Below are 12951 nucleotides of genomic sequence, written 5' to 3'. Positions count from 1 at the left end.
GACGGTTCTTTCTCTCGGGTGTGGGTCAGCGACCGGTCTTCGGGGCGAAGAACTTCGCGACCGCTCGCGCGGCGAGGTTCAGCACCATGACGATCAGGATCAGCGTGAGGGCGCCTGCCCACGCGCGGGCGATGGCCGAGTCGGGGCTGGTGCCCTGGTTGGCGTACTGGTTGTAGACGAAGACCGGCAACGTCATCATGTTGCCGTCGAACAGGTTGAGGTTCAGGCTCTGCGTGTAGCCCGCCGTGAGCAGCAGGGGAGCGGTCTCACCGATCACGCGGGCGATGGCCAGCATCACGCCGGTCGTGATGCCCGCGATCGAGGTGGGAAGCACGACCTTCACGATGGTCAACCACTTGGGCACTCCCAGCGCATACGACGCTTCGCGCAGTTCATTCGGGACCAGTCGGAGCATCTCCTCGGAGGAGCGGACGACGACCGGGATCATCAGCACGCTCAGTGCGACGGCTCCCATGAAGCCGTTGGAGATGCCGGGACCGAAGAAGACGACGAAGAGCGAATAGGCGAACAGGCCGGCCACGATCGACGGGATGCCCGTCATGACGTCGACGAAGAAGGTGATCGCCTTGCCGAGTCGGCTGCCCGCGCCGTATTCAACGAGGTAGATGGAGGTCATGAGCCCGATGGGGACCGAGATGATCGTCGCGGCCAGGGTGATCAGGAGCGTTCCGTAGACCGCGTGCACCGCCCCGCCGCCGTCGCCGACGACGTTGCGCATGCTCATGGTGAAGAAGTCGATGTCGAAGCGCTGGAGACCGTTCACGATGACGGTGAACAGCAACGAGATGAGGGGGAGGAGCGCGACGACGAACGCCGCGGAGACGATCGCGGTGATGAACCGGTCTGCGGCCTTCCGCTGTCCCTCGACGACCGTCGAGATCGCGTAGATCGCGATGACGAACAGAACCGTGCCGAGGAACACCGCTGCGGCGATGTTGTAGTCCCCGATGGGGTTGCCGAGGTTCGCGAAAGCGAAGACGACACCCATGATCGCCAGCGAGGCGATGAGCAGGACCCACGGCACGGAGGCGGGGAGGCGTCCGCTCGTGAGGGAGTTCGTCTTCGCCGGGGCGGAGGTCTTCTCGACGGTGGTCATCAGTTGGCTCCCGAGAACTCGGCGCGGCGCGACACGATCCAGCGTGCCAGCGCGTTGACGGCGAAGGTGAGGACGAACAGGACCAGTCCGGTGGCGATCAGGACGCTGATGCCGTCACCGTATGCTTCGGGGAAGGACAGGGCGATGTTCGCGGGGATGGTCGTCGGGTTCGTGGCGGTGAGGAGTTCGAAGGTGACGACGCCGGAGACCGAGAGCACCATGGTCACCGCCATCGTCTCGCCCAACGCACGGCCGAGGGCGAGCATGGCAGCGGAGACCATTCCGCCTCGGGCGAAGGGCAACACGGCCATCTTGATCATCTCCCAGCGGGTGGCGCCGAGGGCGAGAGCGGCCTCTTCGTGGAGCACCGGAGTCTGGAGGAAGACTTCGCGGCTGATCGCGGTCATGATCGGCAGGATCATGATCGCCAGGACGAGCGCCGCGGTGAGGATCGTGCGACCCGTGGAGGAGACCTGGCCGCCGAACAGGGGAATCCAGCCGAGGTACTCGTTGAGCCACGCGTAGAACGGCTGTGCCATTCCGGCGAAGACGAGGCCGCCCCACAGCCCGAAGACGACCGAGGGGACAGCGGCGAGCAGATCGATGATGTAGCCGAGGACGGCGGACACGCGGCGAGGCGCGTAGTGCGAGATGAACAGCGCGATGCCGATGGCCAGCGGCGCGGCGACGACCAATGCCAGGATGGCCGACCAGATGGTGCCGAAGATGAGCGGCCACACGTACTCGACGAACGTCTCGCCCCGGAGGATCGGGTTCTCGTCGGGGTCGGAGGTGAAAGCCGGGATGGACTCGGCGATCAGGAACACGGATACCGCGGCGAGAAGGACGAGGATCGTGACTCCTGCGGCGAGGGCGGTCCCCGAGAATGCGAGGTCACCGGGGCGGCGGCGGGCAGCCCGCTTGCCGTCGGTCTTCGGAGGTGGACTGGTGGGGGTGGTCGTCGCCATTGTGTGCCTTCGCCTCGGGTGGGTAGCTAGCGCCTGTGTGCGGCTATGGATCGGACGGTGGCGCCCGGTCTGCTCGATGCGATGTTCGAGCAGACCGGGCGAACAGGGATTCTCAGCCGATCAGCGCGATGGCGGAGTCGACCTCTTCACGCAGCGAGTCCGAGATCGGAGCGGAACCGGCGTTCTCCTCCGCGGCCTGCTGGCCCTCCGGGCTGGCCATGTAGGTGAAGTACGCCGCCACGAGCTCGGCGGTGTTGGCGTCTTCGTACTCGACGCAACCGATGAGGTAGCTCACCAGAGCGATCGGGTACACACCGGACTCGACGGCCGAGTAGTCGATCTCGAGAGCGAGGTCGCCCTCGGAGCGCCCCTCGACGCGCGGGGCGGTCTCGACGATCTTGGCGGCTGCCTCGGAGGAGTACTCCGTGAAGTCGCCGTCCGCGCCGACCGCGACGGTACCCAGGTCGCCGACCTGCGAAGCGTCGGCGTAGGTGATGGCGCCCTGGCCGTTGCGGGTCGCGTCCACGACACCGGACGTGCCCTGAGCGGCCTCACCCGAGTTGAGCGGCCACACGCCGTCCGCCTCGAAGGTCCACGTGTCGGGAGCAGCCTGGTGCAGGTACTCGGTGAAGGTCTCGGTGGTGCCCGAGTCGTCCGAGCGGTGGACCGGCGAGATGGCCAGGTCGGGGAGGTCGGCGTCGGGGTTCAGCTCGACGATCGCCTCGTCGTTCCAGTTGGTGATCTCCTCGGAGAAGATGCCTGCGATGGTGGCCGCGTCCATGTTCAGCGAGTCGACGCCGTCGAGGTTGAAGGCGACGGCGATCGGGGAGATGTAGAGGGGGAGCTCGACGATGCCGGCCGACCCGCCGTCCGCGCACGCGCCGAAGTTGCCGGCGGCGATCTCCTCATCGTTGAACGCACGGTCCGAACCGATGAAGTTGCTGGCGCCCGCGATGAAGTTCTCGCGGCCCGTGCCCGATCCGGTGGGCTCGTAGTTGATGGTCACGTCCGGGTTCGCGGTCTGGAAGCCGGCAACCCAGGCCTCCTGGCCGGCGGTCTGCGACGACGCGCCCGTCGCGTCGAGCGTGCCCGAGAGCGTGCTGTCGCTGTCGGTCGAGTCCGACGCGCTGCCGCCCTCATTTGCGGCGCAGGCGGTCAGGGCCAGTGCGGCGACGGCGCCGACGGCGCCGATCTTCGCAATACGGTTGAGCTTCACTGTGAATCCTCACGTGTAGGGGGTTCTGGTTGCGGCCCGGTGCAGGGCTCGCCGTGCACGCTAAGCACGCAGCCTTAAGAGAGTGCGCGCGGGAGGTGAACACCCGGTGAACGCGGATGGGGTATTCGGGCCAGGCGGCGGGCCTGGTGTCTACGCCCGCCGACGACTGGTTACCGTGGTGCCCATGGCCAAGACGACGAAGGCGGAGCGCAAGGCGCTCGATGCGATGGCGGAAGCCGCGGATGCGGCGAAGGACGCGAAGAAGGTGGCGAAGGCTCTCCCGAAGAAGCCTGCTGCCGACGTGCGGAACCTCGCCGCGGAGGCGGCCGACGCCGCGGACGCGTCGAAGAAGCAGGTGCGCAAGAAGCCGAAGAAGGTCGCCGAGCGCGCGAAGCGGGCGGTGACCCGTCTGCAGAAGGCGACGACGAAGGCGCTCGCGAAAGCGGAGGCCAAGGCGACGCGGCGGGCGGAAGCGGGGGCCGCCGCTGCGGAGGCCGAGCGGATCGAGGCGGAGGCGGCCCGACGCAAGGCCGAGGCCAAGGAACTTCGCAAGCTGGCGGCGAAGGCGCAGCGTTCGGCCGAGAAGGCCGACCGGGAGGCGGCCGCCGCGCAGGCCGAGGTTGAGGCGGAGATCAGCGCCGATCATTCGGATGACGCGCCGCCCGCGCGCCGACGGGCCGCCTCGCGCGCCGCTTCACCGACGGACCTCTCGGCACTCACCGTGCCGCAGCTGCGGGCGCGTGCGCGTGCGGAGGGGCGCACCGGCTACTCGCGCATGACCAAGCCCCAGCTCATCGAACTTCTCACCTGACGTGCCTGCCGATGCCCAGGACGTGCTGGACGCCGGGTCGTCCCTCACGCCGCCGCGAACCCTCATCGATGTCTTCCGCGACACCGTCGACCGACACCCCGAAGCCTCAGCGCTGGACGACGGCGCCGGAGCGCTGAGCTACCGGGAGCTCTCCGCTTTGGTGTGGCGAACCGCCGCGCGCCTTCATGAGGCGGGAGTGCGTCGCGGCGACCGTATCGGGGTGAGGGTCCCCTCCGGGTCCCGTGACCTGTACGTGTCCATCCTCGGCATCCTCGCCGCGGGGGCGGCCTATGTGCCGGTGGACGCCGATGACACCGACGAGCGCGCGGCGCTGGTGTTCGGTGAAGCCGCCGTGACCGGGATCATCGGCGCGGGGGGCGTCTACGTCCCGACGGATCCCGCTGTCCGGGGGGAGTCGGCATCGGGGGTGGCGATGCTCTATGCCGACGTCGAGCCGCACCCGAACACCCAGGCCGTCGTGGCGGTGCCTCCACCGAGCATCGACGACGACGCGTGGATCATCTTCACCTCCGGCTCGACGGGAGTGCCCAAGGGCGTCGCGGTGACCCATCGCAACGCGGCCGCTTTCGTGGATGCCGAAGCGAACCTGTTCCTGCAGGATGCCCCGCTGGCACCGGGGGACCGCGTGTTGGCAGGTCTGTCGGTCGCGTTCGACGCGTCGTGCGAGGAGATGTGGCTCGCGTGGCGCAACGGTGCCTGCCTTGTGCCGGCACCCCGGTCGCTCGTGCGTTCCGGTGATGACCTGGCACCGTGGCTGTTGCGCCAGAGCATCACGGCGGTCTCGACGGTGCCGACGCTTGCCGCCATGTGGCCGGGGAGCGCCATCGAGAACGTCCGTCTGCTCATCTTCGGTGGTGAGGCGTGCCCGCCCGAACTCGCCGCGCGGCTCGCGGCGGACGACCGCGAGGTCTGGAACACCTACGGGCCCACCGAGGCGACGGTGGTGGCATGCGCGGCCCCGCTCGGGGGCGAGGGGCCGGTACGCATCGGGCTGCCTCTCGATGGCTGGACCCTCGCGGTCGTGGACGCGGAGGGTAAGCGGGTCGGCGAAGGCGAGTCCGGTGAGCTGATCATCGGCGGGGTCGGGCTGGCGCGGTACCTGGACCCCGAGAAGGACGCGCAGAAGTACGCGCCGATGCCGTCGTTGGGATGGGACCGGGCGTACCGTTCCGGCGATCTCGTCCGGTACGAACGCGAGGGGCTGATCTTCCAGGGTCGCGCCGATGATCAGGTCAAGATCGGCGGGCGGCGCATCGAGCTCGGCGAGGTGGAGGCGGCCCTCGGTGACCTTCCGGGGGTGACCGGCGCCTGCGCCGCGGTCCGCAAGACCGAGGCCGGAGTGTCGGTGCTGGTCGGGTACATCGTCACCGACGCCCCGTTGGACCGTGCGGCGGCACGCGCCCGACTCACCGAGCGCCTCGCCGCCGGTGTCGTTCCCATCCTCGCGGAGATCGACGATCTCCCGGTGCGGACGTCGGGGAAGGTCGACCGTGCGGCGTTGCCCTGGCCGCTGCCGGGCGCGGACGACGCTGCGGCGGCGGGCCTGAGCGATGACGAGGCCTGGCTGGCGGAGCAGTGGCAGGCGGTGCTCGGCATGCCGATCACCGACGGCGCTGCCGACTTCTTCGACCTCGGCGGCGGGTCACTGGCCGCGGCGCAACTCGTCTCCCGGATCCGCGTGCGCGTGCCGGAGTTCTCGGTGGCCGACATCTACGACGTGCCGCGGCTGGCGGCGATGGCCGCCGCGATCGGCGCGGTCGCGGCGGCGACACCCGCAGGGGAGTACTCGACGCCGAAGCCCACTCCCCGCCGAATGCAGTGGATGCAGTCGATCCTCGGAGTGCCGCTGTTCATCGTCACCGGGATCCGGTGGCTGCTGTACCTGCTGACGGCCAGCGCGATCCTCCGCCTGGTACCGGGCTTCGAGGTGCTGCCCGAGGTGCCCTGGGGGATCCTCCTGGTCGGCTTGGTGGTCTTCGCGACCCCGTTCGGTCGGATGGGCATCGCCGCACTCGCGGCGCGGGTGCTTCTGGCAGGCGTCAAACCCGGCGACCATCCGCGCGGCGGCTGGGTGCACCTGCGTCTGTGGCTCGCCGAGCAGTTCGCCGACCAGATCGACGCGGTGGGGTTGGCCGGTGCGCCGTGGGTGACCTTCTACGCTCGCCTCCTCGGGGCGAAGATCGGCCGAGACGTCGATATGCACACGCTTCCTCCGATCACCGGCATGCTCGAGGTGGGGCCGCGTGCCTCGATCGAGCCGGAGGTCGACCTGACCGGCTACTGGATCGACGGCGACCGCGTCCGTATCGGACCCGTGCGGATCGGCGCAGACGCCGCCGTCGGCGCGCGGAGCACACTGGCCCCCGGCACGCGCATCGGCCGCCGCGCGGAGATCGCGCCCGGATCCGCGGTCTTCGGCCGCGTGCGAGCCGATCAGAAGTGGGCCGGTTCGCCCGCCGTCCGCGTCGGGGCAGCCGGGGATGATCGGTGGCCCGAGGATGCGCCACCCCCTGCGCGGCGCTGGCTCGGGGCGTATGCGGTGTCGTCGCTGTTCCTCGGTCTGCTGCCCATCGCCTCGTTCGCCGTCGGCGGGCTGGTCCTCGCGATCGGCATGCGAGGAGCGGACTCGCTCGGTGGCGCCTTCGCGGGGGCGATGGCATGGCTCGTGCCGGCGGTGCTCGCCGCGGGGCTGGTGTACGCCGGCGCGGTGGTCGTCGGCGTGCGACTGCTCGCCCTCGGCCTGACGGAGGGCACGCATGCCGTCCGCTCGCGGGTCGGATGGCAGGTGTGGACGACCGAGCGGCTGCTGGATTCGGCACGTCAGTTCCTGTTCCCGCTCTACTCGAGCCTGTTCACCCCGGTGTGGCTGCGCATGCTGGGAGCGCGGGTCGGTGAGAACGTCGAGGCATCGACGGTGCTGTTGCTGCCGTCGATGACGCGCATCGAGGACGGCGCGTTCCTGGCCGATGACACCATGGTCGCCTCCTACGAGCTGCGCAAGGGATGGATGCGCATCGGCAAGGTGCGGATCGGAAAGCGAGCGTTCCTCGGCAACTCGGGGATGGCCGGTCCCGGGCATCGCGTGCCGAAGGACGGCCTGGTCGCGGTTCTTTCCGTCGCTCCGGCCAAGGCCAAGGCCGGATCCTCGTGGCTCGGTTCTCCGGCGGTGCGGTTGCGACGTGTGGCGACCGAGGTCGATGAGAGCCGCACGTATCGTCCCGGGGCCGGCTTGCGGGTCGCGCGGGCGTTGTGGGAGATGCTGCGCATCGTCCCCGTCTTCGTCAGCTGCGCATTGGGCCTGAGCGTGCTGTTCGCCCTGGCGGCGTCCTGGGAGGTGTTCGGGCCGGTGTGGACCCTCGTGCTGTCCGGCCCCGTTCTCCTGGTCGCGGGTGGTGTCGCCGCGGCGGTGTCGACGATCGCGAAGTGGGTCATCGTCGGTCCGATCCGCGCGGGGGAGAAGCCCCTGTGGTCCAGCTTCGTGTGGCGGACCGAGGTCTCGGACACGTTCACCGAGATGGTGGCCGCGCCGTGGTTCGCCAGAGCAGCAGCCGGGACCCCGGCGCTGGCGGTGTGGCTCCGCTCGCTCGGGGCAAGAATCGGCCACGGGGTGTGGTGCGATTCGTACTGGCTCCCCGAACCCGACCTGGTGACCCTGGGCGACGGGTCGACGGTCAACCGCGGCTGCGTTGTGCAGACGCACCTGTTCCATGATCGAATCATGAGCATGGATGCCGTCGAACTCGAGTCCGGGGCGACCCTCGGCCCGCACAGTGTGATCCTTCCCGCCGCCACCATCTCGGCCGACGCGACCGTGGGGCCGGCGTCGTTGGTGATGCGCGGCGAGAACGTGCCGGTGGGTTCGCGGTGGAGTGGCAATCCGATCGGTCCGTGGCGCGCGGTCAAGGTCCGCGCCTACCAGTCGACATCGTGAGTGATGCGTACACGCCCACAAGCGGCGACGAGTGCTACGACGTCGAGTCGTACGATCTCGACCTCCGGTATGCCGTGCGCACGAATCACCTCGAGGCGCGCGCGACGATCAACGCCGTTGCGGCGGTCGATCTGCGTGCCGTCTCGCTCGACCTGATCGGGCTTCGCGCGAGTCGTGTGAGCGTCGACGGGGTGCTCGCCACCTTCAAGCAGGGTCCGCGACATCTTCGCGTGACCTCACCGCATCCGATCGCCGCCGGCGAGTCGTTCTCCCTCGAGGTCCGCTACTCCGGTCGCCCGTCGCCGCGCCGCTCCACCTGGGGGCCGATCGGCTGGGAGGAGTTGGAGGAGGGGTCGCTCGTCGCCTCCCAGCCGATCGGCGCGCCCACCTGGTTCCCCTGCAACGACAGGCCCGACAACCGGGCGTCGTTCACGATCGCCGTGACCGCCGATACGGGGTACACCGTGGCGGCGACCGGACGGCGTGTCGCGGTGACCAAGCAGGGCCGCGCGACGCGCTGGGAGTTCCGAAGCGACGTGCCCACGGCGACCTACCTTGCGGCCGTCCACGTGGGTCCCTACCGGGAGAAGGCGCTGGGGTCGGCGACGATCTTCGCCCCGGGTGGGCTTCTCCCACGTGCGCGCCGCGCGCTGGCGGACGTGCCTCGCATGCTCGCGTGTTTCGAGCGCGTCTTCGGACCGTACCCCCAAGAAGCGTGCACCCTGGTCGTCACCCCGGATGAGCTCGAGATCCCCCTGGAAGCACAGGGCTTGGCGGTGTTCGGGGTCAACCATCTCGCACCCGAGCATGAGCGGCTGATCGCCCACGAACTGGCCCACCAGTGGTTCGGGAACAGCGTGGGCATCGGCGCGTGGCGCGACATCTGGCTGAACGAGGGGTTCGCCTGCTATTCCGAGTGGGTGTGGTCGGAGGAATCGGGTGGACCGACGGTCGACGACCTCGCGGCGGACGCCCACACGCGGCTGGCCGGGCTGCCTCAGGACATCGTGATCGGAGACCCCGGGGCAGGGGACATGTTCGACGATCGCGTGTACAAACGCGGTGCGCTGACCCTCGTGGCCCTGCGGCGGTTGATCGGAGAAGACGCGTTCGTGCGCATGGTCCGCGAGTGGACGGCGCAACACCGGCACACGCTCGCGACGACGGCCGATTTCATCGCGCTGGCCGAGTCGACCGTGGGGCGTGCCATGGGCGCCTTCTTCGACGAGTGGCTCCACACCCGGCCACTGCCGCCGCTGCCGTCTGCGTGACGCCGAGCGTCAGGTGGGGCACCAGGCTGCGCTGACGACGACGCCGGGCGGACCCTCGAGGTCGCGGCCGTGGATCGGCTGTCCGCCGTCGAGGGCGGCGACCCAGCCCTCGCCCCTCGTCGTGGCGCGGGCGGCGCCGGCGCGCAGCAATCGCCCGTCCGCCTTCGCAGCGGCCTCGATGCGCACCCAGTCCCGGAGAGTGGGGACCCCGTCGACACCGGTCGGGTCCTCCGGTTCGCCCGCTTGAGCGTCGATGCCGAAGCCGGAGATCCCCTGACGTGGCGCGACGGCGACCACCGCGGCGATGACATGACCCCGCCCGTCGCGCACGTACGACGCCGACCCCCGCACGCGCCCTCCGTCGATCAGGGGCGCGCCGTGGTCGCCCCCGCAGCGCGTGCACACGCGGGAGATCCCCGCCCCCGCGGCGAGTTCTCGCAGCAGCGCGTCGGCCACCGCGCGACGGGGCTCACCGGATACCGGGCCCCAGGCGAGGCGGATCAGCGTCATCTCATGCGCCGGAGGAGTGCTTCTCCGTCGCGACGATCCCCGAGCCGGGGTTGTCGGCCGAGAGGTGGACGACGGTGAAGTCGCCGGTGTCCAGGCTCGAGACGCTCCCCAGGTAGGAGCCGGGGATGCTGCCGGTCGCCAATGCGAGCTCCGCGGCGATGTCGGGCAGAACCGGGCCGTGGCTGCACAGCACCGCCGGTCGCCGGGCGCGCACGCGGTCGCCGACCACGCGGCGCACGTCCGAGCATCCCTCCTCCCACGCATCCTGGCTGACCCCCGGTTCCAGATGCACTTTCGATCCGAGCGCGGCCGCCAGCGGGCGGACCGTCGTCGTACACCGCACGGCGGGGCTGGAGACGATCTTGCGGACACCGAACGCCAGGAGAGGGCCGACCAGCTCCTGGGCCTGTCTGCGTCCGCGCGGAGCCAGCGGGCGTTCGCTGTCGACGCATCCGTCGAAGTCGTCGCGTGAGACCGCTTTGCCGTGGCGCAGCATCACCAGCGGAAAGGTGCGCAGGGCGCCTTCGTCCAGGCGTGCGCGGAACTTCTCGACGATGTCCACGTCGACCGGGTAGCTCAGTCGCTTCAGCGCCTTCTTCGGCGACACCCACTCCAGCCCGGCGATCTCCTTGTTCGGGACGAAGGAGCTCGCCCGCACCGCGGCGTCGGTGGCCTCGGCTGCCCAGTAGTGGACGATCTTCTCGCGATCACGGGGCAGCCGGTAATGCGAGATGCCGACGTGAACGCCGAGGCTCACCCGGATGCCGGTCTCCTCGTGGATCTCGCGCGCGGCGGTCTCGGGGAGCGTCTCGCCGGGATCGACCTTGCCCTTGGGCAGACTCAGGTCTCGATACTTCGTGCGATGGACCAGCAGGATGCGCAATTTGCCGTCGACGACACGCCACACCACACCGCCGGCGGCGTAGACCGTGCGCGCGGTCATCGCGTGGCTCGCGCGCGGCGGCGACGGCGCACGTCGTGCATCCGACGGTCCTGCAGGTCCAGCAGCAGCTCGCCGTCGGCGTTCTCCGAGTGCCGAGTCCATTCCGCATCCGGACCCAGCCACCACGAACTGGTCGTATCGCTCATCGCGAGGGTGAACAGGTCGTCGATCTCGCGCACGTGGGCAGGGGTGACCACGCGCACCAGGGCCTCGACGCGTCGATCCAGGTTGCGGTGCATCATGTCGGCGCTGCCGAGGTACACCTGCGGATCTCCGCCGTTGTCGAAACAGAAGATGCGCGAGTGCTCGAGATAGCGCCCCAGGATGCTGCGCACCGTGATGTTCTCCGAGAGGCCGTCGACGCCGGGGCGGATGGAACAGATGCCGCGGACCCACACCTCCACCGGCACGCCGGCCTGGCTGGCGCGGTAGAGCGCGTCGATGATCTGCTCGTCGACCATCGAGTTCACCTTGATGCGGATGCGCGCGGGTTTGCCGGCGAGCGCGTTCTTCCGCTCTTTCTCGATCAACCGCAGGAGCCCCTTGCGCAGATGGAGAGGTGCCACGAGCAGACGCTTGAACTTCTTCTCGATCGCGTAGCCGCTGAGCTCATTGAACAGGCGGGTCAGATCGCGCCCGACCTCGTCATCGACGGTGAACAGGCCGAAGTCCTCGTAGAGGCGGCTGGTCTTGGGGTTGTAGTTTCCGGTGCCCACGTGGCTGTAATGGCGCAGCACGCCCTCTTCCTCGCGGATGACGAGGGCGAGCTTGCAGTGCGTCTTCAGTCCGACGAGCCCGTACACCACGTGCACTCCGGCTTTCTCGAGCTTGCGGGCCCACACGATGTTGTTCGCCTCGTCGAATCGCGCCTTGACCTCGACGAGGGCGAGTACCTGTTTGCCCGCCTCGGCGGCGTCGATGAGCGCTTGGATGATCGGGCTGTCGCCCGAGGTGCGGTAGAGCGTCTGCTTGATCGCGAGGACGTGCGGGTCTTTCGCCGCCTGCTCGAGGAACGCCTGCACGCTCGTGGCGAAGGATTCGTACGGGTGGTGGACCAGCACGTCGGCCTTGCGCACCGCGGTGAAGATGTCGCTGCGCTCGGTGTTGTCGCCGGGCTGGAACGCCAGCGCGGTGGTGGGCAGGTGCGGCTTGTAATGCAGGTCCGGCCGATCGATGCGGGCGAGGTCGAACAGGCCGCGCAGGTCGAGGGGTCCGGGGAGGCGGTAGACCTCCTGCTCGGTGATGTCCAGCTCGCTCACGAGCAGATCGAGGGTGAGGTCGTCCATGTCGTCGGTGACCTCGAGGCGGATGGGAGGGCCGAAGCGGCGCCGCATGAGCTCTGCCTCGAGAGCCTGGATGAGGTTCTCGGTCTCATCCTCCTCGATGACGAAGTCCTCGTTCCGGGTCAGCCGGAACGCGTGATGGTCGAGCACCTCCATCCCCGGAAACAGGTCGCTCAGGTTGTTGGCGATGAGGTCCTCGAGGGGCAGGTAGCGCACGCGCTGGTCGTCGCGGGACACCTCCACGAAGCGAGGAAGCATCGGCGGGACCTTCAGTCGCGCGAACTCCTGGCGGCCCGTCCGGGCATTCCGGATGCGGATCGCGAGGTTCAGCGACAGTCCCGAGATGTACGGGAAGGGATGCGCGGGGTCGACCGCCAGCGGCATGAGGACCGGGAAGACCTGCGTCTGGAAGTAGGTGTAGAGCTTGGCGCGGTCGTCGTCGTCGAGGGCGTCGTAGCCGAGGACTTCGATGCCCTTGTCCGCCATGGCCGGTTTGACGAGGTTTGTCCAGGCTGCCGCGTGGCGCACCTGCAGCGCGTGCGCCTCGGAGGAGATGTCGGTGAGCACTTCGTGCGGCGATCGCCCGACGTTGGTCGGGACGGCCAGTCCGGTGACGATGCGTCGCTTGAGGCCTGCCACCCGCACCATGAAGAACTCGTCGAGGTTGCTGGCGAAGATGGCGAGGAAGTTCGCGCGCTCCAGAAGCGGCGTCTTGTCGTCCTCGGCGAGTTCGAGCACGCGCTGGTTGAACGCCAACCAGCTGAGCTCCCGGTCGAGGTACCGATGTTCCGGGAGGTGGGCGTCGAAGCTTTCCGACTGGTCGAAATCGTCGTCGTCCGCGTCGCCGAGGCCGGCGTCGAGCACCTCTGGTTCGATCATC

At 69.2% G+C, this 12951-nt stretch carries 9 protein-coding genes; 3 read left to right on the top strand and 6 right to left on the bottom strand.

Annotated features, from left to right (window positions below; translation table 11 throughout):
• Positions 1–25 precede the first annotated feature (25 nt).
• The 3 genes from pstA to RZO50_RS00550 form a co-directional block, all read right to left on the bottom strand.
• Positions 26–1117: a phosphate ABC transporter permease PstA gene (gene pstA, locus RZO50_RS00560; RefSeq protein WP_322597773.1), complete on the bottom strand. Its 1092-nt coding sequence runs from the start codon at positions 1115–1117 to the stop codon at positions 26–28.
• Positions 1117–2085, bottom strand: coding sequence for a phosphate ABC transporter permease subunit PstC (gene pstC / locus RZO50_RS00555; RefSeq protein WP_322597772.1), 969 nt, complete (start codon positions 2083–2085; stop codon positions 1117–1119). The genes pstA and pstC overlap by 1 nt, the downstream gene beginning before the upstream one ends.
• 112 nt (positions 2086–2197) lie before the next feature.
• Positions 2198–3301 carry a phosphate ABC transporter substrate-binding protein PstS gene (locus RZO50_RS00550; RefSeq protein ID WP_322597771.1) on the bottom strand — a complete coding sequence of 368 codons (1104 nt, stop codon included), beginning with the start codon at positions 3299–3301 and terminating at the stop codon, positions 2198–2200.
• Positions 3302–3485: 184 nt separating this feature from the next.
• Between RZO50_RS00550 and RZO50_RS00545 the strand changes: the two genes are divergently transcribed.
• The 3 genes from RZO50_RS00545 to RZO50_RS00535 are packed head-to-tail and all read left to right on the top strand — an operon-like array spanning position 3486 to position 9335.
• Positions 3486–4112: a hypothetical protein gene (locus RZO50_RS00545; RefSeq protein WP_322597770.1), complete on the top strand. Its 627-nt coding sequence runs from the start codon at positions 3486–3488 to the stop codon at positions 4110–4112.
• A 1-nt stretch (position 4113) separates the two neighbouring features.
• Positions 4114–8064, top strand: a complete 3951-nt coding sequence (locus RZO50_RS00540) for a Pls/PosA family non-ribosomal peptide synthetase (RefSeq protein WP_322597769.1) — start codon at positions 4114–4116, stop codon at positions 8062–8064.
• Positions 8058–9335 carry a M1 family metallopeptidase gene (locus tag RZO50_RS00535; protein WP_416211568.1) on the top strand — a complete coding sequence of 426 codons (1278 nt, stop codon included), beginning with the start codon at positions 8058–8060 and terminating at the stop codon, positions 9333–9335. The genes RZO50_RS00540 and RZO50_RS00535 overlap by 7 nt, the downstream gene beginning before the upstream one ends.
• A gap of 9 nt (positions 9336–9344) precedes the next feature.
• Here the strand turns inward: RZO50_RS00535 and RZO50_RS00530 are convergent, their stop codons facing one another.
• The 3 genes from RZO50_RS00530 to RZO50_RS00520 are packed head-to-tail and all read right to left on the bottom strand — an operon-like array spanning position 9345 to position 12950.
• On the bottom strand, positions 9345–9845 hold the full coding sequence (locus tag RZO50_RS00530; RefSeq protein ID WP_322597767.1) for a hypothetical protein: 501 nt from the start codon (positions 9843–9845) through the stop codon (positions 9345–9347).
• Between the two features lies 1 nt (position 9846).
• A complete protein-coding gene (locus RZO50_RS00525) occupies positions 9847–10788 on the bottom strand; it encodes an NUDIX hydrolase (protein WP_322597766.1) in 942 nt (313 codons plus the stop codon).
• Positions 10785–12950 (bottom strand): RNA degradosome polyphosphate kinase, encoded by a 2166-nt coding sequence (locus tag RZO50_RS00520; RefSeq protein ID WP_322597765.1) that lies wholly within the window; start codon positions 12948–12950, stop codon positions 10785–10787. Before RZO50_RS00520 ends, RZO50_RS00525 begins: the two co-directional genes overlap by 4 nt.
• Between the last annotated feature and the right edge of the window lies 1 nt (position 12951).

The organism is Microbacterium xanthum (genome assembly GCF_034531355.1).
Classification (GTDB): Bacteria; Actinomycetota; Actinomycetes; order Actinomycetales; family Microbacteriaceae; genus Microbacterium; species Microbacterium xanthum.
Note: the sequence above shows the minus strand (reverse complement) of the source record. Positions and strands in the feature narration are given on the sequence as shown.

What these genes read in the sequence shown, in the direction of transcription:
- RZO50_RS00530 (WP_322597767.1), bottom strand. Translation starts at nt 9,845, where the DNA reads ATGACGCTGATCCGCCTCGCCTGGGGCCCGGTATCCGGTGAGCCCCGT.
- pstC (WP_322597772.1), bottom strand. Translation starts at nt 2,085, where the DNA reads ATGGCGACGACCACCCCCACCAGTCCACCTCCGAAGACCGACGGCAAG.
- RZO50_RS00525 (WP_322597766.1), bottom strand. Translation starts at nt 10,788, where the DNA reads ATGACCGCGCGCACGGTCTACGCCGCCGGCGGTGTGGTGTGGCGTGTC.
- RZO50_RS00545 (WP_322597770.1), top strand. Translation starts at nt 3,486, where the DNA reads ATGGCCAAGACGACGAAGGCGGAGCGCAAGGCGCTCGATGCGATGGCG.
- pstA (WP_322597773.1), bottom strand. Translation starts at nt 1,117, where the DNA reads ATGACCACCGTCGAGAAGACCTCCGCCCCGGCGAAGACGAACTCCCTC.
- RZO50_RS00520 (WP_322597765.1), bottom strand. Translation starts at nt 12,950, where the DNA reads ATGATCGAACCAGAGGTGCTCGACGCCGGCCTCGGCGACGCGGACGAC.